This window comes from Gardnerella sp. DNF01157 (genome assembly GCF_049244225.1).
Taxonomy (GTDB): domain Bacteria; phylum Actinomycetota; class Actinomycetes; order Actinomycetales; family Bifidobacteriaceae; genus Bifidobacterium; species Bifidobacterium leopoldii.
Genome location: NZ_CP058388.1, coordinates 1,145,659 through 1,170,963 on the forward strand (window position 1 = coordinate 1,145,659; position 25,305 = coordinate 1,170,963).

19 protein-coding genes and 1 pseudogene are annotated in these 25,305 nt (G+C 45.3%); 2 read left to right on the plus strand and 18 right to left on the minus strand.

Translation table 11 applies throughout. The features are described 5' to 3' along the window. Positions 1–7 precede the first annotated feature (7 nt). From sufD to HXT38_RS04365, 18 genes and pseudogenes are all read right to left on the minus strand, one after another. Positions 8–1,297 (minus strand): Fe-S cluster assembly protein SufD, encoded by a 1,290-nt coding sequence (sufD, locus tag HXT38_RS04280; protein ID WP_421791727.1) that lies wholly within the window; start codon positions 1,295–1,297, stop codon positions 8–10. Beyond that, the gene (gene sufB / locus HXT38_RS04285; protein WP_100066584.1) at positions 1,297–2,838 is read right to left on the minus strand and encodes a Fe-S cluster assembly protein SufB; all 1,542 of its coding nucleotides are present in this window, start codon (positions 2,836–2,838) and stop codon (positions 1,297–1,299) included. Before sufB ends, sufD begins: the two co-directional genes overlap by 1 nt. 447 nt (positions 2,839–3,285) lie before the next feature. Then, positions 3,286–4,968: a CTP synthase gene (locus HXT38_RS04290; protein WP_004119263.1), complete on the minus strand. Its 1,683-nt coding sequence runs from the start codon at positions 4,966–4,968 to the stop codon at positions 3,286–3,288. A gap of 62 nt (positions 4,969–5,030) precedes the next feature. Continuing rightward, positions 5,031–5,486 (minus strand): type II 3-dehydroquinate dehydratase, encoded by a 456-nt coding sequence (aroQ, locus tag HXT38_RS04295; protein ID WP_076002657.1) that lies wholly within the window; start codon positions 5,484–5,486, stop codon positions 5,031–5,033. A gap of 19 nt (positions 5,487–5,505) precedes the next feature. Further along, positions 5,506–7,188 carry a bifunctional shikimate kinase/3-dehydroquinate synthase gene (locus tag HXT38_RS04300; RefSeq protein ID WP_116442612.1) on the minus strand — a complete coding sequence of 561 codons (1,683 nt, stop codon included), beginning with the start codon at positions 7,186–7,188 and terminating at the stop codon, positions 5,506–5,508. Further along, positions 7,185–8,372, minus strand: a complete 1,188-nt coding sequence (gene aroC, locus HXT38_RS04305) for a chorismate synthase (RefSeq protein ID WP_421791729.1) — start codon at positions 8,370–8,372, stop codon at positions 7,185–7,187. Before aroC ends, HXT38_RS04300 begins: the two co-directional genes overlap by 4 nt. Before the next feature lie 49 nt (positions 8,373–8,421). After that, complete coding sequence (locus HXT38_RS04310; RefSeq protein ID WP_004105258.1) at positions 8,422–8,838, minus strand: hypothetical protein; 417 nt, start codon at positions 8,836–8,838, stop codon at positions 8,422–8,424. A gap of 172 nt (positions 8,839–9,010) precedes the next feature. Continuing rightward, a complete protein-coding gene (mltG, locus tag HXT38_RS04315) occupies positions 9,011–10,192 on the minus strand; it encodes an endolytic transglycosylase MltG (protein WP_064340386.1) in 1,182 nt (393 codons plus the stop codon). Between the two features lie 45 nt (positions 10,193–10,237). Next, a complete protein-coding gene (gene ruvX / locus HXT38_RS04320; protein ID WP_004119274.1) occupies positions 10,238–10,702 on the minus strand; it encodes a Holliday junction resolvase RuvX in 465 nt (154 codons plus the stop codon). A gap of 53 nt (positions 10,703–10,755) precedes the next feature. Beyond that, on the minus strand, positions 10,756–13,440 hold the full coding sequence (gene alaS / locus HXT38_RS04325) for an alanine--tRNA ligase (RefSeq protein WP_004119277.1): 2,685 nt from the start codon (positions 13,438–13,440) through the stop codon (positions 10,756–10,758). A 206-nt stretch (positions 13,441–13,646) separates the two neighbouring features. Continuing rightward, positions 13,647–13,892: a hypothetical protein gene (locus HXT38_RS04330; RefSeq protein WP_004105270.1), complete on the minus strand. Its 246-nt coding sequence runs from the start codon at positions 13,890–13,892 to the stop codon at positions 13,647–13,649. Continuing rightward, positions 13,892–14,338, minus strand: coding sequence for a DUF948 domain-containing protein (locus HXT38_RS04335; RefSeq protein ID WP_004105272.1), 447 nt, complete (start codon positions 14,336–14,338; stop codon positions 13,892–13,894). Before HXT38_RS04335 ends, HXT38_RS04330 begins: the two co-directional genes overlap by 1 nt. 147 nt (positions 14,339–14,485) lie before the next feature. Further along, on the minus strand, positions 14,486–15,160 hold the full coding sequence (locus HXT38_RS04340; protein ID WP_004105274.1) for a histidine phosphatase family protein: 675 nt from the start codon (positions 15,158–15,160) through the stop codon (positions 14,486–14,488). Positions 15,161–15,301: 141 nt separating this feature from the next. Then, positions 15,302–15,928 carry a 30S ribosomal protein S4 gene (rpsD, locus tag HXT38_RS04345; RefSeq protein ID WP_004105277.1) on the minus strand — a complete coding sequence of 209 codons (627 nt, stop codon included), beginning with the start codon at positions 15,926–15,928 and terminating at the stop codon, positions 15,302–15,304. 718 nt (positions 15,929–16,646) lie between these two features. Further along, a pseudogene (locus HXT38_RS04350) lies at positions 16,647–17,249 on the minus strand (ABC transporter ATP-binding protein); the annotation flags it as partial. Positions 17,250–17,392: 143 nt separating this feature from the next. After that, positions 17,393–18,604: an FtsX-like permease family protein gene (locus tag HXT38_RS04355; RefSeq protein WP_101885909.1), complete on the minus strand. Its 1,212-nt coding sequence runs from the start codon at positions 18,602–18,604 to the stop codon at positions 17,393–17,395. 38 nt (positions 18,605–18,642) lie between these two features. After that, complete coding sequence (locus HXT38_RS04360; RefSeq protein WP_421791731.1) at positions 18,643–19,056, minus strand: DUF4418 family protein; 414 nt, start codon at positions 19,054–19,056, stop codon at positions 18,643–18,645. Between the two features lie 142 nt (positions 19,057–19,198). Further along, positions 19,199–22,189 (minus strand): ATP-dependent helicase, encoded by a 2,991-nt coding sequence (locus HXT38_RS04365; RefSeq protein WP_421791733.1) that lies wholly within the window; start codon positions 22,187–22,189, stop codon positions 19,199–19,201. Between the two features lie 188 nt (positions 22,190–22,377). Here HXT38_RS04365 and HXT38_RS04370 point away from each other — a divergent pair, with 188 nt between their 5' ends. Both HXT38_RS04370 and HXT38_RS04375 read left to right on the plus strand, forming a co-directional pair. Further along, positions 22,378–22,959 carry a xanthine phosphoribosyltransferase gene (locus HXT38_RS04370; protein WP_004110321.1) on the plus strand — a complete coding sequence of 194 codons (582 nt, stop codon included), beginning with the start codon at positions 22,378–22,380 and terminating at the stop codon, positions 22,957–22,959. 1,038 nt (positions 22,960–23,997) lie between these two features. Further along, positions 23,998–25,275, plus strand: a complete 1,278-nt coding sequence (locus tag HXT38_RS04375) for an acetyl-CoA C-acyltransferase (protein WP_064340379.1) — start codon at positions 23,998–24,000, stop codon at positions 25,273–25,275. Positions 25,276–25,305: the final 30 nt, after the last annotated feature.

A 25,305-nucleotide genomic window follows, 5' to 3' on the forward strand; every position in this document is an offset into this window, starting at 1 on the left:
TTGCAAGTTAGTTTTGTGCAGGTGAGTCTTGTGCAGGCTCTTTTTTCGCAGGCTCTTCCGTTCTTGCAAGACGGCGCTCAATTGCCTTCATTAAGTGATCAACAATTTCCGGAACGCCAATTTCTTCAATAAGCTCGTTAAAGAATCCACGCACAACAAGCTTTCTGGCTTCAATCTCACTAACTCCGCGCGATTGCAAGTAGAAAAGCTCTTCGTCGTCAAATCTACCGACTGAACTTGCGTGACCGGCACCAATAATATTTCCGTTTTCAATTTCCAAATTCGGCTCAGAATCGGCGATTGCTCCAGGAGTGAGCACCAAATTACGATTCAACTCGTACGAATCTGTGCCAGGAGCTTCCGGCTTAATAAGCGCGTTTCCAACCCAAGTTGAATGCGCGCCCTTTCCTTCCAAAGCACCCTTGTACACTACTCGCGACTTGCATTCCGGATAATTGTGCACAACCATCGTGCGATGCTCAACATGCTCGCCTGGATCCACAAAATACATGCCGAGCATGTTCAAATCGCCCTGCTCGCCGCCAAAATCTTGATCCATGCGAATACGCACAACATCTCCACCAAGAGTGACCATCGTGTGGCGAAGCGAAGCTCCCTCCCCAACGTGAATACGCTGGTTTCCAACGTGCTTGCTGCCCGAATCCCATTCTTGAATAAAGGTAGTAGAAACGTGCGCGTGCTTTCCGAGGATGATTTCCACGCCTTCAGCAAGTTTCGCGCAACCGGTATGTTCGATAATAATATCTGCGTTTGAACGTGGGTCCGCTTCGATTACTAAGTGCAGTGCGTCAAGCGCATTAACATTATTACCTTGAATTTTCAGCACGATTGGCTTTTTGATTTCACCAGATACGTGAAGCACGTGCGCTTGTTTCGCCGCGTTCCATGCGACTGCAGCCGCGCGATCAGACGGCTTCATTTCGGTGTGAGGAGCATCGTTTTGCGGCTTTACTTGCAAACTTACGGAACCGTCGCTGCCGACGTAAGAATCATCCAAAGCGGCTCCACCAACGCCTTCAAGCGTTACATGAATGCTATTAGAAGGCTCGAAACACTCGAAAAACTCGGAAATTCGCTCAACTGGAGTGTATCGCCAATCTTCCTGCTTTCTAGTTGGAATCGCAAAATCTTCCACGTTGAACGAGCGCATGGATTTGTCTGCGCTAGAAGGCATTGCTGCAGGAACCGCATACGGATCATTAGGATCTGCTACAGGAATATTAATTTCTTTTTCCGTCATTTTATTGCCTAAATTCTCTTTTAAATCTTCGCTCATCAGCCCACGGATCCTTCCATTTGCAACTCAACTAAGCGATTCAACTCAAGCGCGTACTCCATTGGAAGCTCGCGGCTAATCGGCTCCACGAAGCCGCGAACAATCATGCCCATAGCCTCTTTTTCTTCAAGTCCACGACTCATCAAGTAGAAAAGCTGATCCTCCGAAACCTTGGAAACAGTGGCCTCGTGAGCCATCGAAACGTCGTCTTCGCGCACGTCAACATGCGGATAAGTATCCGACCTCGAAAAATCGTCAACAAGCAAAGCGTCGCACACAACAGACGAACTAGAGCCCTTCGCGCCCTTAATAATCTTCACAAGACCGCGGTAAGCTGAACGTCCGCCGCCGCGCGAAATCGACTTAGCAACAATCGTTGAACTCGTGTGCGGAGCCAAATGAATCATTTTCGCACCCGTATCTTGATACTGACCGCGTCCAGCAAAGCTCAAAGACATAGTTTCTGCTTTTGCGTACGGCTCAGCAAGAATGCAAGCAGGATACTTCATAGTAGCTTTGGAGCCGATGTTGCCGTCAACCCACTCCATTGTGCCGCCTTCGCGCACGTAAGCTCGCTGAGTTACCAAGTTATACACGTTATTTGACCAGTTTTGAACGGTTGTGTATCGCACGCGCGCATGCTTTTCCACAACAATTTCAACGTTTGCAGCGTGAAGAGAATCCGTGGAATAAATTGGAGCCGTGCAACCCTCAACATAATGCACGTAAGAGCCTTCGTCTGCAATAATCAACGTGCGCTCAAACTGACCCATGTTCGGCGTATTAATGCGGAAGTAAGCCTGAAGCGGAATATCCACGTGCACGCCTTTTGGAACGTACACGAACGAGCCACCACTCCAAGCCGCTGTGTTAAGAGCCGCAAACTTGTTGTCGTCAACTGGAATCACAGTTGCAAAATACTTTTTTACAAGCTCCGGATACTTTTGCACTGCTGTATCCGTATCAACAAAAATTACGCCTTGCGCAGCCAAGTCTTCGCGAATCGAATTGTAAATAACTTCCGACTCATACTGTGCTGCAACGCCTGAAACTAAGCGCTTTTTCTCAGCTTCCGGAATGCCGAGCCTGTCGTAAGTTTTGCGAATATCTTCCGGCAAATCGTCCCAAGTTTTCGCTTGATCGTGAACAGGACGCACGTAGTATTTAAAATCATCCGCGTCAAAACCGCTTAAATCCACGCCCCAATCCGGCATCGGCTTTTGCAAAAATGCGCGGTAACCTTGCAAACGAAGATTTAGCATCCATTCCGGCTCGTGCTTGTCAGCGGAAATTGCACGAACAACCGACTCGTCAATACCCTTCTTCGCAGCCTCGCCTGCAGCATCCGAATCGTGCCAACCGTAATTGTAATCGCCAAATTCAGCAACAATCTGCTCGTCTTGACGTATTTTCTCTTCGTTTACGCGAGCGCGATCTGCCACATACTGGCTCATTTCAACGTCTGCAGCTTTATTTTTTGCTGAATTATTGCCATCACTTGCTGCAACGCTTGGATCGCCAGTAACGCCAGTATCATTCATATTGCCAGCATCGCTCATATTGCTAGTATCGCTCATAAAGCCTGTTACACCTCCATACTTAACGCACACCTGCGCGCGGTACGTATTAATTGGCAAAAGCTGCTCCCCCAAAGCGCTACTTTTGCACTCTCCCCACTCAATTATCACCTATCTAAGGTTACCGCGTAATGCGATTTCTTGGTATAGCCGTGTTACGCGCAAAACGTAATGTTTATCACAATCTAATAAAACATAAACGGCAGAAACTTTACGCAAGTGTAAAGAAAAGGTCGTTTACGCACCAAAAAACGGCAGAAACTTTACAACGCTGTAAAGAAAAGGTCGTTTACGAATTAAAAAGCGGCAAAACTTAGGAAAACCAAGTCTTACCGCTTATTTCTATTTACTTAATTCTTACTTAAGTCCCACTTAAGCTTTACTTAAGCCTTACTTAAATCTTACTTAAATCTACTTATCTTCCTTGCTATTTTGAGAAGCCTCTTGATGCTCAAGAGCAGCCGCAACCAAGCCAGCAAACAGTGGATGAGGCTTAGTTGGGCGAGATTTAAACTCTGGATGAGCTTGAGTTGCTACGTAGAATGGGTGAACTTCCTTTGGAAGCTCCACAAACTCAGTCAAATTACCATCTGGGCTTTGACCGCTAATACGCAAGCCGGCTTCACGCAAACGATCCTTATATGCCACGTTCACTTCATAACGGTGACGGTGACGCTCAGTAACATGCGTAGTGCCATAAAGCTCAGCAACAATAGAGCCTTCTTCAAGCGTTGCAGGGTAAGAGCCAAGTCTCATTGTGTGACCCATATCTCCCTTACCGGCCACAATATCCTTCTGCTCTTCCATAGTTGCGATTACTGGATCGCCACAATCCTTCTCGAACTCAGTGGAATTAGCATCCTCAAGTCCAAGCACGTGACGAGCGTATTCAATAACCATAGATTGCAAGCCAAGGCAAAGACCAAGCGTTGGCAAACCGTGCTCGCGAGCGTAACGAAGTGCGCCAATTTTACCTTCAATACCGCGAATTCCGAAGCCGCCTGGAATAACCATGCCATCCATTTGGTCAAGAGCCGCAGCCGCACCTTCTTGAGTTTCGCACTTGTCTGCAGCAACCCAGCGCACGTTTACCTTAGCCCAGTTTGCAAAACCGCCAGCCTTGATAGCTTCAGTAACAGAAAGGTACGCATCTGGCAAATCAATATACTTACCAACGATTGCAATGTTCAGCTCATGCTTTGGATGATGCACGCGCTCAAGCAAATCTTCCCACTCGTTCCAATCAACATCGTGGAATGGAAGCTCAAGTTCGCGCACAACGTAAGCGTCCAAGCCTTCGTTGAACAAAATCTTCGGCACATCGTAAATGCTTGGAGCGTCGACGCAGTTCACAACGCCTTCAGCATCGACATCGCACATAAGCGAAATCTTGTCTTTAATGCCTTGATTAAGCGGACGATCCGAACGCAAGACAAGCGCATCTGGAGAAATGCCAAGAGAGCGAAGCATCATAACAGAATGCTGAGTTGGCTTAGTTTTCAATTCGTGAGCTGCAGCAATATAAGGCACCAAAGAAACGTGCACAAACATGCAGTTTTCAGGACCTAAATCGCGACGAACTTCGCGAGCTGCCTCCAAAAATGGCTGGGACTCAATATCGCCAACCGTTCCGCCAATTTCCGTAATAATAACGTCTACATCGTCGGAAGCTTGAGCGCGCATACGCGACTTGATTTCACCAGTAATATGCGGAATAACCTGCACGCACTGACCCAAATATTCGCCAGCGCGCTCCTTACGAAGCACAGACTGATAAATCTGACCAGTTGTAACATTCGCTTTCTGGCTTAAGAAAACATCGAGGAATCGCTCGTAATGACCAATATCGAGATCTGTTTCTGCACCATCTTCCGTAACATAGACTTCACCATGCTGGAATGGGTTCATTGTACCCGGGTCAACATTGATATAAGGATCGAGTTTTTGTTGTAATACATGCAATCCGCGACTGCGTAAAAGTCGGCCTAAAGATGATGCTGTAAGGCCTTTTCCGAGGGACGAAACTACGCCACCAGTGACAAAAATATGCTTTGTAATATGCTCCTGAGAGTTACCATGTTGTCTTCTAACCATGGAACTCCATAGTATCTTCGAGCCTCGACGCTGGGTGTTGATTCGCAAAAAATCGAACAAAATCAAACAAGATGCGCAACAGCTTCCAAAGCGAGCTTATAGCCGTACAATCCCATGCCTGTAATAGTGCCGGTTGCAACAGGACTAATTACGCTAATTTTACGAAAAGCATCGCGCGCAGCAGGATTAGAAATATGCACTTCCATTAACGGAACTCCAGCATCCAAAACCATGTGAGCCGCGTCCGCGAGCGCGTAACTGTAGTGCGTAAAAGCGGCAGGATTCATAACAACGGGCGTATGAGTATCGGCAGCTTCGTGCATCCAGTGAACCATTTGAGCTTCGTCGTCACTTTGGCGCACTTCTACTTCAAACCCAAGTTCCGCACCCCACTTTTCGCATTTCTCGCGCAAAGTTTCAAAGTTCTCGCTACCGTACACGTCCGGCTGGCGAACGCCTAAACGACCTAAATTCGGTCCGTTTACAACAAGCACTTTTTTTGTATGCTGATTTTCCATTTTTACCTCGCAAGATTAATTAATTTTGCTTATAAACGCGCTCAAAAGCTTCTTTAACTGCTTCAATAGGCGGGTTGTCAAGATGAATAGGATTCGAAATACCATCCAAAATTACGAAACGTAGCATGTTGCCGCGCGCTTTTTTGTCGCGATGCATAAGGTTAAGCACGCACTCAAAAGCAGCATCCGCATCTTTTGCACACTGCCACGAAGTTGGCAATCCAAGCGAATCCAAAAGCGAACGATGATACGCAACGTCTCCCGCATCCAAATATCCTAAAATTTGCGCAAGCTCCGCCGCAAAAACCATGCCAACAGCTACAGCGTTTCCATGACGCCAGCGGAAATGCTCAATCTGCTCAATCGCGTGGCCAAGCGTATGCCCGTAGTTCAAAAACTCGCGCAAACCCTGCTCTTTTAAATCGCTCGATACGTGATACACCTTTACTTTAACTGTGCGTTCAATAAGCTCCACGAGCAGTTCGTGAAGTTCGTTATTATTTTCTAAATCATCCCCATTAAATTCACGCAAAAGCTTCGCATTATTGGCATCGCTAAGAATCTTCAAAATTTCACCATCGCGAATAAAACCAGATTTTGCAACCTCACCCAAGCCTTCAATAAGAATATCGTTTGGAAGAGTTGCAAGCGTAGAAGTATCTGCTAAAACGCCAGCTGGAGTGTAAAAGCTGCCGACTAGATTCTTTCCAGCATCCGTATTAATACCAGTTTTACCGCCCGTAGACGCGTCAACCATCGCAAGAAGCGAAGTAGGGCAGTTTACATAGCGAATTCCACGCATCCAAGTTGCAGCAACAAAGCCAGCGACATCCGTTGCTGCTCCCCCGCCTAAACCAACAATTGCATCCGAACGAGTAAAACCAGCTTCTGCCAAGTTAGCCCACAATCCGCTTGCAACTTTAATAGTTTTTCCAGCTTCTGCATCCGGAATTAGCATGTCGAAAACTTCGTAACCAGATTGGCGCAAAATAGTTCGAGCTTTGTCGCTATGACGCTGAACAGGTTGCGTGTGAACTAACGCCACTTTAACCGGCTTAGTTCCAAGCATTTGCGGCAGAAGTTGCATTGCACCGTCGCCAATTCGCACATCGTATGGTTCAATTCCCTCACCTGTTACGTGCACAATACGTTGCATAATCATATTCCTTAATTTTTCTGCAGCCATATACGGAGTCGAACCTTTTGTTTGCATGTGGATATTCGACACCGCCTTAAAAACAGGATCTCTCTGCTCAAATAATTCCATCCAACGCTTTTGCGCATCTTCTCCAGAAAACATAGGACGATTATTATTCCAGCTTGCGCGCTCAATAGCCTCTTTAGCATTTGCTTGCAAATACACAACGCGACCACCACTACGCATATACTCACGCAAAACTTTTTGAGTTTCTTCACGCATAGGCGCACCGCCACCAAGCGAAACTATTCCCTTTGTAGAATCTTCTGCAGATGTATCTCCTAAAATTGCCTCTCGCACTATGCGAGCTTCTATTTCACGAAAAGCATCCTGGCCATATTCCTCGAAATATTGCGGTATTGACATATCAATATCGCACTCGATCATGTCATCTGTATCATAAAAAGGCAGATTCATAAGATGCGCAACTTCACGGCCAACACGCGTTTTTCCAGCAGCAGGCATGCCAATAATAACAGCTAGCGGAAGTTTAGTGTTGCTCATTTCATATTCTCCGGCCAGGAAGCTACGTAAGACTCCACATTTCGGCGCGTTTCTTGCAAAGAATCTCCGCCGAATTTTTCCAAAGCATACTTAGCTAAAGTAAGCCTTACCATCGCTTCTGCAACTACAGAAGCAGCTGGCACAGCAGTGAAATCTGAGCGCTGATTAATAGCTTGAGCAGCTTCGCCAGTAAGCACATCCACTGTGCGCAAAGCGCGTGGAATAGACGGAATTGGCTTCATTGCAGCGCGCACACGAATAATTTCGCCGTTCGACATTCCGCCTTCAATTCCTCCAGCTCGATTAGTAAGACGCTTAATTTTCCCGTTTTCGTCTGTTACCATTTCGTCGTGCGCGGCCGATCCTGGGCGATCTGCCTCTGCAAAACCGTCGCCAATTTCCACGCCTTTAATAGCCTGAATTCCCATAATCGCGCTCGCGAGAGCTGCATCCAAGCGACGATCCGACTCAACGTATGTGCCAACTCCTGCAGGCATGCCGTAAGCAAGTACTTCCACTACTCCACCGAGCGTATCTGCATTTGCTTTTGCTTCGTCGATGCGAGCCATCATTTTAGCTTCAGCATCTTTGTCGAGAGTGCGAACTGGAGAAGCATCCAGAGCGGCAACATCGTCTGGTGTTGGTAAAGCTAAACTTTTGTTAGTGTATTCGCCGCCGATGCCGATAACATGCGCAACTGTGCGCACACCCAAAGCCTGCTGTAAAAACGCATCAGCAATAGCACCCAAAGCTACACGAGAAGCTGTTTCCCTAGCACTCGAACGCTCCAAAACTTCGCGAGCATCATTAAAACCGTACTTGCGCATGCCTGTTAAATCCGCATGACCTGGACGAGGGCGGCTCAAAGGAGCATTTCTGCCAACTTGCTCAACCTCGTGATCCAAAGGATCTGCACTCATTACTTCCGTCCACTTTGGCCACTCTGTATTCGCGATTTCTACAGCAATCGGAGAACCAAGCGTTGCTCCGTGGCGAACTCCAGTTAAAAGACGCACTTTGTCTTGCTCAAACTTCATACGCGCTCCACGACCATAACCAAGGCGACGGCGAGCAAGTGCCGAAACTACATCGTTGCTAGTAATGTGCACGCCAGCCGGCAAACCTTCAATCATGGCTACTAACGCTTCACCGTGCGACTCCCCTGCCGTTTGCCATCTAAGCATGCCATTTCTCCATTCTCAAGTAATTTACGCGTCTAAATACTCTACTCTACTAACTACCAAGTATTGAGCTGGTTGTTATTGACAGCAATGCTGCGAGTATTGCAGATATTGCTTCTACTGGTACGAATGGTATTGATGCGTTGGTTGGAGAGCAGATTTTGCAGTAAATTTTCCATAGCAAAAGCCAAAGTAAGCCAACTGCTCCAACTAAAGCGAACCAGTAAATTAAGCAGTCAAAGCCGAATAATACCAAGGCTTGCGCAATCATTGACGCGCTCGTAACATCTCCGAAGCCAATAGCATTTTTTGCGGAAATTTTTCGCATACTCCAGTAAATTACAAAAATAATTACGCAAGAAATCCAGCCGAAAATAAGCACGCTAATATTTCTAAATAAAATAATCGAATATATGAGATTCGCAAAAGATTGAAAAATTCCTGCAATAACAACCCAAAGTCTTGGCACTACGCGACTTTTTATGTCTGTTGCGCAAACTGAAATTAAACATGTGAGCGTTGGTAGCACCGATAGTATCGTAATAATTAATTGCTTCATTAAAGCAGATTACGAAAACTTGCGAAACTGTTACAACCTCAACACATCTATGTGGTTAAAAGCTATATTTTTATTTAACAGTTTAGTTGCCTTCGGGATTATTGCGCTTGTACTCGTCGCGGAATTTCAAAAAGTCGTCTTTGTTATCCGCAAACTTCGTTTCACCAGTCTTCAAATTCGTAGTGACGAAGTAAAGCCATGGACCATCTTGAGGCTTAATGGTTGCAAGCAACGCGCTGTCGCCAGCAATGCCAATAGGCGTAGGGGTCAAACCCTTATGAATACGTGTATTATACGGATTATTTGCATCGTCAAGCATTGCTTGCGTGAGTTTAATAGGTTTTACTCCTGCGCCGTAACCAACAGTAGAATCCATTCCTAACGGCATATCTTTTGCCAAACGGTTCAGTATTACGCGAATAACTTTGCCATAATATTCGCGATTATTCACTTCAGCTTCAGCAATAGACGCCATAATTAAGGCTTTTTCTCTATCTTTACCTTTAGGAATTCCAAGAGAATCAAGTTTTTCAATACGCTTTTTTATCATTGCGGAAAGAATAGCATCCGCACTTTTCATAGCTTTTACGTTATAAACTCCAGGCTCTAGCCAGCCTTCAACGCTACCGTTTGCTTCAGCAGGCAGAATTCCTGCGGCGCCATCAGCTAACGCAGCCTTGAATTTATCTAAACTTATTCCAGATAATGTTGAAGCTTTTTGCAAAACGTCTGCTGCGTGATCCCCTGCACGAACATCAAGGAATCCGCCTGCTTTTGTTTGATCTGAAAGAATATCAACTACATCAATAGCAGCCATATGTTTTTTCAGTGAGTAAACGCCAGGATACAAAATTTTATTATTTGCAGAAACAGCTGAAGTGAATGCAGCTTGCGATTTAACAACATTCGCTTTCACTAGTTTTTCAGCAACTGTAATAGCGCCTTCGCCAGTATCGACTGTAAACTCAACAGATCCATAACCAGGACCCGACCAATCTGCAACAGCTTCACTGTTCTGAGACAAACGCCACGCACGCACAGCACTGTATCCAACGTAACCAACAACACATAGCACGAACACAATCAATATAGCTAAAACTGCTTTTGCTCGACGTTTACGCTTCTTTGCAGCAAGACGCGCTTTTGCTCGTTTGCGAGATTTTCCTGACGAATCTGAACCGTTAGAAGTAGACGATGAAGGAGAATCATCATGCTCAGTCCATTGTGCATGATTGTCAAAGAACTCATCAAAACTATCAGACATTTGACACTCCTCTTCTACTTTCTAACTTTTGTTCATTTACTTTTACTAGTTTTGTTGCGCATATTTTGAATCGAGAGCAGACTGCAAAATCAACACTGCCGACTGCTGATCCACCATTGGGCGATGCTTTTTAGTAGAAAGATCTGCTTGCAAAAGCTGACGATGAGCACTTACTGTTGTCAAACGCTCATCTTTCCAAACTACTTCTGGCATATAATCCAATGCCCAATCTTTTTCATCATGCAATATTTGCATGCGTTTTATTAGATTCTTCCCCCAGCGCAGAGCTTTTTTAGCAGATTTTCCTTCAGTGCCATCGAGTTGCAAAGGCAAGCCTATAACAACTTTTTCTACATTGTTATCTTCAATAACTTCAAGCACTTCATCTATAGCACGGAAGGAATCTCCAAACACTTGCACATTACCAATAGGATGTGCAAAGGTGAGACCAGGGTCGGAAAGTGCAAGTCCGACCCTTGCGTCACCTAAATCAATACCTAACCACACCATATTTCGTGTTGCTTTTGGTATGATTCGTAAATTTTTAAGCTGTAAGACACGCACTAGGCGAGCTTAGCTACTTCTGATTTCGCAGCTTCGAGAGCTTCATCAATCTTAGAAGCGTCTGTACCACCGCCCTGAGCGAAGTCTGGCTTGCCGCCACCGCCGCCACCAAGCACCTTGGAAGCAGTACGCACCAAGTCGCCAGCCTTAGCACCAAGACCGCGAGCAGCTTCGTTTGTAGCGACTGCGATCATTGGACGATCGTCCTCATTAACACCAGCAAGTGCAACAACCACTGGAGCATCTTCACCTAAACGAGCGCGAATATCTAGAACTGTCTTACGCAAAGCATCGAATGAGCCAAAGTTGCCAACATTCTTAAGAGCCAACTTAACTTTTTCGTTACTATTCTTTGCTTCATCAACTAATGTTGGTACAGCTTCATTTAATTGAGCTTCGTAAACAGATGCAAGCTTACGATCAGAATCCTTCATCTTGTTAAGCAAAGATTCCAAACGTTCAGCTAACTCGTCTGGACGAGCGTTAACCATGTCTGCTAATTGCGCAACCAAAGTGTGTTCACGAGCGCCATACTCGTACGCAGCTTCACCGCAAAGAGCGTCGATTCTGCGCACACCAGAGCCAATAGAAGACTCGGAAAGAATAGTTACCATACCAATCTTTCCAGTGCTCTTAGCGTGAGTACCGCCACAAAGCTCACGGCTCCAACCGTCGCCGATTTCAACAACGCGCACAACATCGCCGTACTTTTCACCGAACAAGTGCATTGCTCCAAGCTTAAAAGCGTCGTCGATTGGCATTTCCTTAGGAACTACCTGCAAATCGTCACGAATACGCTCATTTACGCGAGCTTCAACGCGAGAAAGCGCATCTTTATCGACAGCCTTTGGCCACTGGAAGTCGAAGCGCAAACGATCTGGATCAACTACAGAACCACGCTGAGTAGCCTGTGGACCAAGCTCTTCGCGCAAAGCCTTGTGAAGAGTGTGAGTAGCGGTGTGAGAACGCGCCAACGCAGCCCTGCGAACCTGATCAATATTCGTGTTTACAGGAGAACCAACGCTCAAAGTACCTTCAGTAAGTCGGCAGCTGTGAACAATCAAATCCTTGATTGGACGCTGAACATCGTCGACTTCCAAAATTGCGCCGTCGTCGGAAATAATCTCACCTTGATCTGCAATCTGACCGCCGCGCTCAGCATAGAATGGCGTGCGATCGAGAATAATCTCAACGTTTGCAGGAGCTGTGACGCTTTTAACAGAACCCTTGCCTGCTTCAACAATTGCCAAAACGTTTGAACGACTTGAGAAGTCAGTGTAACCGAGGAAGTCGATTGGCTTTTCGAGTGACTTCTTAATATCGTCGTAAACGCTAACGTCCACATTGTGACGCTTCTTCAAAGCGTCAGCGCGAGCGCGACCTTTCTGCTCGCTCATAAGCTCGCGGAACTTAGCTTCGTCGACCTTAACACCCTGCTCGGCTGCCATCTCAAGAGTAAGCTCAATTGGGAAGCCGTAAGTATCGTGCAAAGTAAACGCGTCGGAGCCGCCAACCATAGGGTCATCCTTGTGCTCTTTCTTAGCTTTTTCAACAGCCAAGTCGAGAATAGTTGTGCCCTTTTCAAGAGTGCGACGGAACGCGTCTTCCTCACCGTAAGCAGCTTCGCTAACCTCGTGGAAAGTATCGTTAAGCTCTGGATAGCTTGGTTCCATAGCAGACTTAGAAACTGGGAACAGCGTTGGCAAAACTGGATCTTGAACGCCGAGCATACGCATTGCGCGAACAGTTCTGCGAAGAAGACGACGAAGCACATAGCCACGGCCAACATTACTTGGGCGCACGCCATCGCTCATAATCATAAGTGCGGAACGCACGTGATCTGCTACAACGCGGAAACGCACGTCAGCATCATTATTATCGCCGTACTTTACGCCGCTAAGCTTTTCTGCAGCTTCAATAACTGGGTAAACTTCGTCAGTTTCGTAAATATTTTCCTTACCTTGCATAAGGTAAGCCAAACGCTCCAAACCAGCGCCAGTATCAATATTCTTTTGATCGAGTTCGCCAGCAATATGCAAATCAGTCTTAGATTTGACGTTATCTACCTGGTAATTTTCGAAAACCAAATCCCAAATCTCAATAAAGCGAGATTCGTCAGCAGCTGGGCCTCCGTCGCGACCATACTTAGGACCGCGATCCACGTAGATTTCGGAGCATGGACCGCCAGGACCAGGGCCGCCGGTAGTCCAGAAGTTATCTTCCATACCGAAAACTTGCATATGCTCTGGGTCGAAGCCTTCGTTCTTCCAAATTGCGCGTGCTTCATCGTCGTCAGTATAAGTAGTAACCCAAAGCTTTTCAGGGTCAAAACCGTAGCCGCCCTTATCTTGAGGACTAGTTAAAAGCTCCCAAGCGTAGTGAATAGCTTCTTCCTTAAAATAATCGCCAAACGAGAAGTTACCAACCATCTGGAAGAAAGTGCCGTGACGAGTAGTCTTACCAACTTCGTCAATATCTAGAGTGCGAACGCACTTCTGATTCGAAGCCATACGACGCGAAGGAGGCGTCTGCTCACCAAGCAAGTAAGGAATAAACGGCACCATGCCGGCAATAGTAAACAATGTTGTTGGGTTCGGCGAAATAAGAGAAGCCGAAGGAACAACCATATGACCATTCTTAGCAAAATAGTCAAGATAACGCTTTGCAATTTCTGCTGTGCGCATACGTACGAACTCCTTGTGTAATTTTTAGCAAGACCCACGCAAACCGTCACAAATAACCGTCACAAACAAAAGCCACATGCAACGCTCACACGAAATCGTGCCGCATGACGCACGACGCAATCATGCAAACATTCAATATAGTACTTCAATACTTAACTTAACTAAACTTAGCAAAGTAACGAAATTATGAAAAACTCGTTTTTTATTTAAAATTCCCTATTTCTACGATTAGCATAACGAGAATTAAGCTCAGCTTCATGCTCTTTACGGCTAGTATTGAAATCTTTAAACAATCCCATTACTGTGCGCAATGTGATATTTTTCGGTTCCTCATCAAATATAAAACGACTAGCAGAAGACGGCATTTTTGCTTTAACATATGCACGAGCCTTCGTAACTGTAAGAACACCAATTACAATGCCAACAAACATCCAAAATAAACGCTTGAACATTACTCCCCCCTGCTTGCATTATTAGTTGCATTCTTGTCAGAGGATTCTTTTGAAGCGTTACGATTGGCACTATTCTTGTCTGTTGGCACAGTCGGCTTATTAAAGAAAGAAGAAACAGTATCTTTTAGAGCGTAACCGGCAGCTGCAATTTTTACGAGCGGTTTTCCAAGGAAAGCACCATACAAATCTGTTAGAGCACTAATATTTGTAACGGTTGTGCGAGTAGCTCCTGAAACAGCGTTTACGTCGTCAAGAGTCTTATTAACTTGCTTAATAGTTGTAACAGACTCATCGATTGCCGGCATCGCATGCTCACCCGACTCTTTAATTGTTTTCGCAATCTGATCAAACAATCTGCCTAATCTGATTAACGGATAAATCAAAAAGCCAGAAAGCACGGCAAACGCAATCGCAGCAATAAGAGCAGCTATGTCTCCAACGCTCATCGTAACCTCTTTCTATACCATTTTGCCTAAGATTTCGCAGTATCAAAAGCCATACAACAGCAAATCAAACTACGTATTAAAACCCTTCGCAATGACTTAAGATTAACGAACGGTAAAGACGCATATAACAAAGTTAAACAGTAGAATCTACTCGTTATAGCCTCGAATAGTAATGGCATTATCAATAGGTTTGGTAGTGTCAAAATCAAGTCTGGTTACGCTTCCGTTTTGAGGGCGTTCGCTTAAATCGTAACCTGCAGGCGCAAAACGGTGCATAAGACTTAGCAAAGTGTTGCCATGCGAAATTTGCAAAACATTATCTCCATCGTTAAGCAAAGAATTTGAAGCAATTAACGCAAAACCTTCTTCTACGCGAGTCCAATATTCGATATCTGATTCGGCATCGTGGAAAGGATCCGCTTCTTTAAGCATGTCACGCGTTGCCGCAAGCCCAAATTTTTCAACGATTTCGTTATAAGTGTGCGCTCCGTGAGGCGCTCCTGCAGCCCACCAAGCCATTTGCATATCTTGACCTTCAAAATAGCCGTAGCATTGCTCGCGAAAATGCATATCGCTTACAAGCGTCGGGCGCGCGTTACCGGCAGCTTCATTCGCATCGAGAATACGTTGTGCTGTGATTTGCGCGCGAGTAGTATCCGAACAGTAAGCTGCAGCAAAAGCAATATTTTCTAGCTTTTTTGCAGCCGTGTCCGCATCTTTCAAACCCTTTTCAGTAAGCGGAGAATTTGACCAGCCTTGCAGTCGATTATAGCGATTAAATAGCGTCTGTCCGTGACGCACTAAATAAAGATGCAGCAACATAACTCCATTATTGCACTAAGCGGTACATAACTGTCGAAAACACCAAACCAACCGATGAAATCGACAAAAACGCATTGACCCCTGCCACGCGAACGCGCAACAGGGGTCAAGCGGTATGTCCTTAAGAATTAAATCGGCGAATTAACGAGCGTAGTATTCGACGACGTACTGAATGTTGACTTCAACTGGAATCTGATCGACTTCCGGCTTACGAGTCAAAGTAGCCTTCAAAGAGGCAAGATTCACATCGAGGTAACCAGGAACTGCTGGCAAAACGTCGCGATGAACGCCTTCTGCAGCCATCTGGAATGGAACCATGGTCTGGCTCTTGGCACGAACCTGAATGGTCTGACCTGGCTTCACACGGTAAGATGGGCGATCAACAAGATTGCCATCAACCAAAATATGACGATGTACAACAAACTGACGAGCCTGGGCGGTGGTGCGAGCAAAGCCTGCGCGCAAAACCAAAGCATCAAGACGAGTTTCCAAATCGGTGAGCATTGCGTCACCGGTCTGGCCTGCAGTGTGCGTACCCTTCTCGTAAGCAGCACGAAGCTGCTTCTCGGAGATACCGTACTGAGCGCGAAGACGCTGCTTCTCGCGAAGACGTACTGCGTAATCGGACTCGGTGCGACGACGAGTGCGACCGTGCTCACCTGGAGCATATGGACGCTTCTCGAAGATACGCTGAGCCTTTGGGGTCAAAGCGATGCCGAGGGCGCGAGAAAGACGCACCTGACGGCGAGAACGCTGAATATTAGTCATAACTAATCCTTTAATTCTGTCGTTATCTGAACGGAACGTGAACCAAGTTTTTAGTCGATTGCAAAATCGCCTAAAAATTACTCACGCTGAGCCGGCCTCTCCAGTGCTTCTTCGTGCTAACACACGAACGTGCAAGTATTAAAACGTTGAAATAACGCCATAACTACCGCGCGCCGACCCACTGATGGGCTAAGGCTCCAGATGATGCTTACACAAAATAGGCATCGTTTCTGATTCTACACACCCGTAAGAATAAATATTGACAGTTTAATTGCGTATGTTTGCTTTTTAGTTTTATTCTTGCTTTATATATTCTTGGCTTTCGTCTATGAGTTTTGTAACTGATTTAGTTTTTTGGTTTTGACGAGGCTGGAAAATTTGTGTTTGCGCAAGTTCCCGTCCTTCGTCGCTTTGGCTGTTAAAGGCTTTACTGTCTGCTTTGTTCTTAAGAGAACGTTGCTTCCTCAGTCCTCTTTTATTGCTGAACACAATTTTTCCAGCCTCTCAACACACTAAACGACAACACAAAACTCATAGACTCGCTAAGTTTGTTACGCAAAGTGCGTGGTTTACTAAGTGCAACTAGAGTCACGCAATTAAGCTGCGGGTGGGTGCGAGGAAAGAATTTGGTTTGATGTGATATGCGCAGCAGCATAACTGCTAGTGATCACAAGCAACAGTACTCACATGCGCGAGGAGAGAAACGCAACAAAACTAATTAGCGAAGGGAGCCAGCATCCATTGTGTATGTGCGATCCGCACAGCGAGCAGCCTCAACATCGTGAGTTACCATGAGCACTGCCACACCATTTTTTGCAGCCTCACGCAACATTTTCACCACTATGCGAGTATGCTCTAAATCCAAATCGCCAGTAGGCTCGTCAAGAATAAGAAGCTTCGGATTGTTTATCAGCGCGCGCACAATCATTACGCGACGCATTTCACCACCCGAAAGCTCACTTGGGTAGCACCACAGTAAATCTTCAATATGCAATTGCTTGCAAAGTTCTAACGCGCGAGTCTCGTTTGAATCTTCGCTTACTTCAGACTTACTTACTTCACAAGCATTAGCTGCAATTTGCACAGGTAAAAGTATGTTGTCATGCACAGTAAGATTTTGCAAAAGCGTCTGCGATTGCGTCACAAAACCTATATCACATGCGCGCAAACGAGACATCTTGACATCACTAAAAGTGCGTTCAGAAATCTCTTCGCCGCAAACTTTTACACTTCCATGCGTTGGCTTCAATAACCCAGCAATCAAATTTAGTAAAGTAGATTTTCCGTTACCTGACTTTCCAACGATTGCCACAAAATCGCCGCTATTTAGCGCAAAACTCACGTTATTTACTGCAAAAAATTTGTGCTTTCTGCGCATAAATTCGCGAGTTACACGAGTAAGTTCAACAACAGGTAAACTATCAAACTCATTACTTGGCAGTTTTTGACTCTTATCTTCCATACTTACTCACCTGACCTAAGTGTCAAATACGTTTCGCGCATAGCAATACGCAATGTAGTAAGCGCTGAAGCTACAACAACTGCAACAAGCGCAAGTAGCACAGACGCTAACATAAGCACTGCTACTGGTAGAGCAGTCACTTCCAAATACGGAAGCTGCAATTGTTCAGAAATAAGAGAACTGTAAGGGAACAATATAAGACTTGCAGACGCAACACCCAATACTCCGCCAACTAAGCCAAGTATCGTAGATTCTCTAACTACAACACCTAAAAGCATATTTCTTGTTGTGCCAAGTATGCGAAGAGAAGCAAACTCTTTTTTACGCTCGTTTACAGATGTTGAAAACACTGCAACTAAAACTAGCAATCCAACTAGCCAGCACGCAGCAATTATAAAAGTCAACGTGCGAGTAAAAACACCAAGATTAGCTTGCGTAGTTGCTGTAATTCCGCCCGGAAAAACTATGCCAATGCTTGAAAGACCAGTTGTTTTACGGATATTTTTTGCAACTTCTTGCGCGCTGTAACCTTTTTGTACTTTTACAAGAACTGCAGAAACTGCTTTTTTAGCATATTCCTTTGGAATAGCGGTATGCCCTACTTTCGTTGAATACTCAACTACTTGCGGCACACTTTCGCGTCGCACAAACACTGAATTATCAATGCTTGTGCCGGTTTTTGCAAGCTGCGCAGCTACAGGCCATTGGTGTCCAAAAAGACGAACAGTATTCATATAAGACACGATTACATTTGCGCCAGCAATCATCTCGCCTTTTTGTAACTTCTGCTTATGTTGAGAATAAATCCAAGGACCTATAACAAAATCAGAATCGGGATCAAAACCAATAATTTGTAATTTTTCAGCGCAACATCCTGCAGAAAGCGAAGAAATATACGTTTGTGCACTCGCCTTTTGCACACCCGGAGAGCGTCTTACTAAATTCTCAATATCGTTAGTGAAATAAAAAGTGCTTGAACCACTGTTTGTAAGCAGCGCTTCTGCTTTAGTATGCGTACCTTGAGGGATAACCATAATATCGGCTCCCATGCGTTCTCGCATACTGTTCAAGCCGCGTTCAAGATTCATAGAAATCAGCGAGCCGCCGAAAAATATTGCAGACAAGCACGCAGATACAACAATAAGTGCAGCCGTGCGCAATGGCTTGCGTTTAAGATTTTCCAGCGGCAATCGCTTTAGCGTAATAGTGCGCATAATTTTGCTTTGTTAAGCTTTTCGAACTATTTGAACTATTAATCTTCTTTGTTATCCAAATACACGGAAACAGCTGCGAACACTAATGCGAGCACAGACAGAACAATCAGTGTTGGACGCATAACCGATGCACAGTGCATCATTGGGCTCTTGCACACGCCAATAAGGAATGTTGTAACAGCGAGCATAAGCAAAGCGTTCACAACTACAGCAATATTTAAACCAATGCGAACATTTTCTTTAACAAATAGCGCAATAATTCCAAGTACTGCAATAACTAAACCAATTCCAACGGCTGCACGACCTGTGTAGTAGCATGCCATAGGTTGCATCATCATATGCATTTTGTGCATGCCTCCGGTTGAGCATGGCTTTGCAAACGTCAATGGTGCAACGGCAATAAGCAGGCCGAAAATAATTGCAGGAATTGATGCGAATAATTTGTTTTTCATAATTTATACCTCATGAAATGTATGTTTTTATTTTTTAGTGTCACATTTTCGTTAATGCAACACGCTTCTCAGCGCTCACACCAGCAAACGCCACGTCCTTGTTAAAAATTTATCTTACATTAAAGTGCATAAATAAAAGATTTTACAATTTTTCGATTGGTGCAACTCTAAGCATTAGTCGCTTTACTCCATCGGAGCCGAAATCGACTGTAATAATTGAGTTTCTGCCCTTATCTTGCGTTGCTAACACGGTTCCTAAGCCGTAAGTATCGTGAGTAATTTTGTCGCCAACTTGGAAGTCTTGAATATTTAGATGATTGTCTTTATTCATAACTGCAGAAGTTGAACCAACTTTTGTTGCACTTGTTGAAGTCGCAGTTTTTGCAGTAACTTTGCGCGTTTTTACTGCACTTGACTTAGACCAATTCGATTTAGAATAAGACGAGCCGTAAGAAGAACCGTAAGACGAGCCGTAAGACTTGCTATAAGACTTTCCGTAAGAAGAGCCATAAGACTTGCTATAAGACTTATTTCTTCCGTAAGACTTAGAGCCATGCGACTTTTCAGAACCGTAACTGCTTCCACCATAAGTTGTTTTTTCACTAAACGCATCGCTATAATCGTCATCCCAGCCACCGAAATCGCCACCGAAATCACTATTAAAATCGCTATCGAAATCGCTATCGAAATCGCTATCGAAATCGCTATCGAAATCATCGCCGCGTCTAGACGAAGCACCCCAACGCTCAACATCAGACTCTCTGCGCTTCCAATCAATCAAATTATCTGGAATCTCATCCAAAAACTGGCTTGGAAGCATATCTTGAGCCTGCCCCCATTGCGCACGAACAGCAGCACGAGTAACATACAAACGCTGCTTAGCTCGAGTAATACCAACATAAGCAAGACGACGCTCCTCGCAAAGCTCGCCATCGTCTTCCAAAGCGCGAGAATGCGGAAAAGTTCCCTGCTCCATGCCAGTTAGGAACACAACCGGATACTCCAAGCCCTTAGCTGTGTGAAGCGTCATCAACGTAACTTTACCAGTGTCCTCATTTTCATCCGGCAATTGATCCGAATCAGCCACAAGCGCCGTCGTTTCAAGGAATCCAGCAACACTAGCATCCGGCGTATTCTGCTCATACTCAGCTGCAACCGACTGCAATTGCGACAAATTATCCACTCGAGCGGCATCTTGAGGATCTTCAGAACGTTGCAAATCCTCCAGCAAACCACTGTCGTTCAGTATGCTGTCAATAACTTTAGAAGGTTTCGAGTCATTGTTTTGCATACAAGTAATTAAGTTGTGCATAAGCTCGCGGAACTCTTTAAGCTTGGTTGCGGTGCGAGTTGGCATGCCTTCGATTGACTCCAAATGTTCCAAAGCTTGCCAGAAGCTAACTCCTTGTGTTTGAGCGTAAAGCGTTAGCAAAGCCTCCGCACGCGCTCCAAGCCCACGCTTAGGCACATTCAAAATTCGGCGCATATTCACATCGTCATCTGGGTTTGCCATAGATTGCAAGTATGCGAGCGCATCTTTTACTTCGCGACGCTCGTAAAACTTCGTGCCGCCAACAAGTTGATACGGAAGACCTGCTTTAACGAACGCATCTTCCAGCGAACGAGACTGTGCATTAGCGCGATACATAATCGCCATATCCGAATAAGCAACACCCTCCTCACCTGCTAATCGCGCTATTTCTTGCGCAACCCAAGCTGCTTCCTGTTGAGCGCTGTCTGCTGCATAACCGGTAATTGGAGCGCCCTTACCTAATGCAGTCCACAATTTTTTAGGCTTTCGTCCTTGATTATGCGAAATAACTGCGTTTGCAGCATCCAAAATAGTTTGCGTAGAGCGATAATTTTGCTCAAGCATAATAGTTGTAGCGTTTGGAAAATCTTTTTCAAAGTCTTGAATATTGCGAATATCTGCTCCGCGAAAAGCGTAAATCGACTGGTCGGAGTCACCTACAACTGTGATTGATGCAGGAGTGCTATTTTGCTGAGATGCATTTGCGTTATTTTGCTTTACATACGCACTATTTTGTTTTACATCCACTCCTGCAAGCTCGCGAATAAGCTCGTATTGAGCGTGATTCGTATCCTGGTACTCGTCTACGAGAATATAGCGGAACTTATGGCGGTAATATTGCGCAGCTTCTGGTACTTCGCGCATGAGTTGCACAGTTCGCATAATTAAATCGTCAAAATCAACCGCATTTGCTTGAGATAAACGATGCTGATATTCCGCATAAATAGTTGCGTAAACAGCTTCAGAATTGCCAGCGTGCGCAATTTGTTGACCTGCAACACCCGGCTTGTAATCGTTAGCATACATGTCTAGTTGCTCACGCCAAGTGATTAAACTATTTTTGCAATCCGAAATCTTGCCCAAAATGCTGCGTGGCGTAAAACGCTTAATATCAACGTTAAGCTCTGTTGCAATAATTTTTACTAATCGCTCGCAATCGGAAGTATCGTAAATAGAAAAGCCTGATTTTAAGCCAATATACTGTCCTGATCTGCGAAGTATTTTCACACATGCAGAATGGAACGTCGAAACCCACATAGTATTTGCTTCGCTGCCAATAAGATTGCTTAAACGTTCACGCATTTCGGCAGCAGCTTTGTTTGTAAACGTGATAGCAAGGATTTGGCTTGGCCAGGCACCTTTTTGGCTTAATATCCAAGCTATTCTTCGCGTAAGAACTCGCGTTTTGCCGCTTCCAGCTCCTGCTCCAATAAGCAGTGCCGGTCCGTCGTATTGGACTGCTTGAGATTGTTGCGGATTTAAGCCGTCGAGTAGTTTTTGCGCGTCAACTGCAACTCTAGAATGTGCAGAATTTTGGGAATATTCTTGAGATTCTTGAGGAGACACTTCTTCTTGAGGAGGCACTGATTCTTGATCAGACGCATATTCTTGCTGCGTAAAATCAGGCTCTTTAGCGTAAGCGTCAGCATACTCGTCGTAACTGTAGTTGGCATAATCATTCGCATCCGCAACATTCTCGTAAAAATGATCGTCAGAATCGAACGAATCAACTGGATTCCCCAACAAATCACTTACATATCCATAATCGCTATCTTTTGCACTCATATTTGCATTCATACTTGCGCCCATACTTACGCTCATACTTGTACTCCATTGATGCTGCCAATTACCTACGTTTTAGCTTCAGCAATAAAACGCCCCCACGTTTTAATTGCGCACGTATCTAATCAGGTTTACCACATGCTGCAGTCGTTTTTACTCGTATTGTGTCACGAACGTGGGTATGCTTGAGCGTACTGCAAGTAATTGTTCGTAAGAAGGGGCGCATCGTGCAAGAATTGGAAGAACGCATTCTCCAAGATGGTATCGTAAAACCAGGCAATGTATTAAAAGTAGACGCTTTTTTGAACCACCAGTGCGATGTGAATTTATTTGATCATATGGGAGCCGCTTGGGCTGAGCATTTCCGCGACGCAAATATTACTAAGATTCTTACGATTGAGGCTTCTGGTATTGGAATCGCATGTGTTGCAGCACGCCATTTTGGTGGAGTTCCTGTGGTTTTTGCAAAGAAAGCTCAGTCAATTAATCTCGATGGCGACCAATACGTATCTACGGTATTTTCTTTTACAAAGCAGCGCGAGTTTCCGGTGATTGTGTCACGTAAGTATTTAAGTGCGGAAGATCGCGTGCTTATTTTGGATGATTTTTTGGCGAACGGCAAAGCTTTACAAGGATTAATCGACATTTGCAATCATGCTGGAGCTAGCGTTGCAGGCATTGGAATCGCTATCGAAAAGGGCTTCCAAGGTGGCGGAGATGCGCTTCGTGAAGCCGGATATGACTTGGATTCGCTGGCGATTGTTGACGCGATGGATCCTGTTGATGGGTCGATTTCGTTCCGTAAGTAGCGCTCCGACCTGCTTTCGCGCTTAGAACGTAGCACGCGAAAGCAATTCGGAGCGTGAGCTTGCACGGAAAGTCCAGTGGACTTTCCGTGCAAGCTCAGCCGAACGGCGATTAGCCGTGAGGACAGCGCTCCGCTCTTGCTTGCCGTGGCGCGAGTTTGGGGGATTTCTCTCCTCGCGCGTCCCGTCCTTCAGTCGCCTTGACTGTTAAAGGCGTTTATTGTGTTCGCCTTTCTTTAAAGAATGTTGCTCCATCAGTCCTCTTTTAGCGCTCGTAGAGAAATCCCCCAAACTCTGCGTGCTAACCATTAATAACCTCGTTTTATCGCAGAGATTTTTCGATTTTTCTTCTTCCCTTGGCGAATCAGCAGCCTGCGGCTCTGACGTTCGCCGCGCTCAGTGCGAAAAATCTCAAATCTCACCGCACGAATATTTGTTCCGACCAAGCAACACCCACCCTCACTACTAGTAAAACCGCTAGTGTTTTGTGGTACGGTAGGAGTGCCTGGTGTAGTGTGTGCAGCAGCGCAAAGCTAGTGTTCTTTAAGCAATAAATACTCAACGTCTGCAGAGCAATACTGTTAAAGTTCACTAAGCAATAAGTAATCGACGTTAGCAAAGCAATACTGCAAAGCTACAGAATCGACGTTTGCAAAGCACTGGCGCAAAGCTTCAGGAGGTTTGGGAAAATACGACCCTTAATTTACACGAGCGCAAAGTTTATGCCAGATTCAGGCGCGTAGCCGACCATTACTTTACACGACTGTAAAGTTTCTGCCGCTATTTGGCGAGCAAACGACCGTTACTTTACAACGCTGTAAAATTTATGCCGCTTTCAGGCGCGTAGCCGACCGAAACTTCACACCGCTGTAAAGTTTATGCCGGATTCGGGTGAGCGAACTCACTGAAGCACGTTTAATTGTGAAGGAAACGAGAAAAATTTTTCGCAAATGGTAATTTTGTCGAAAAATACGATAAAGTAGTCCGGTTGGTATACTTCAACACGTATTGCAACAAACAATTGATTAGGTGGCTAAACATATGACTGATGTGGTGATTGCAAGCGCTGTACGTACGCCTATTGGCAAATTCGGCGGCAGCTTATCTTCGCTTTCCTCAGTTGATTTAGGAACAATCGCAGCAAAAGCAGCAATAGAACGCGCTGGAATTAGCTCACACGACGTGGATCAAGCTATTTTTGGAAACGTATTACAAGCAGGCAGCGGACAAAACGTTGCTCGCCAAATTGCGTTAAAAGCAGGCTTAGATACTTCTAGCTGCGCAATGACAATTAACGAAGTATGCGGATCCGGTTTAAAAGCAGTGCGTTTAGCACAATCCGCAATCGTTATGGGAGATGCGCAAGTTGTTGTTGCAGGCGGCACTGAGAGCATGAGCAACGTACCGTTTTACGCAACTAATTCGCGATTTAGCGGACACAAATACGGGAATTTTGCGCTTATTGACGGTTTGCAACGAGACGGCTTAAACGACGCTTTTACTGGCGACGCAATGGGCGTTACTGCAGAAAATGTTGCAGCAAAATTTGGTATCACTCGCGAAGCACAAGATATTTTTGCACTTAAATCTCACCAAAAAGCTGTTGCCGCTATTAAACGAGGCGATTTTGCTTCTGAAATTGTGCCAGTAACGCTTGCAAACGGAACTGTTATAACTCAAGACGAGCATCCTCGCGAAGATACGTCTTTAGAGCAGTTGTCGAAATTGCGCACGCTTTTTAAAGCATCGGAAGAAACTTCGGGCGCGACTTGCGAAGTTGGCAAGAACGAAATTAGCGAGAACGAAGTTTGCAAGCACGAAGTTTGCAAGCACGAATCGACTGTAACTGCCGGAAACGCAAGCGGAATTAACGACGGAGCTGCAGCTCTAGTGCTTATGAGCAAAGATTACGCGCAAGCGCACGGAATTGAATATCTTGCGCAAATTGTGGGATTCGCAGAAGGCGGAATCGACCCAGATTTAATGGGATATGCTCCAAAACATGTGATGGAACGCATGCTAAATGCGACCGGTAGCAGCGTTGACAACATTGACTTATTCGAAATAAACGAAGCGTTTGCAGCGCAAAGCATTGCCGTTTCGGAGCAACTTCATATTGACGAGTCAAAACTAAACGTACGCGGTGGAGCAATTGCACTCGGTCATCCGCTGGGCGCTAGCGGAGCTAGGATTTTGACGACGCTTATATACGCTTTGCGAGATAGCAATAAGTTAAATGGAGTTGCTGCGCTGTGCGTCGGCGGCGGAATCGGCGTTTCTATGCAAATTAGAATGCGAAACAATCAAGCCAAAATGTAAAACAATAAAGTCAGACTGCAAAACAACTAA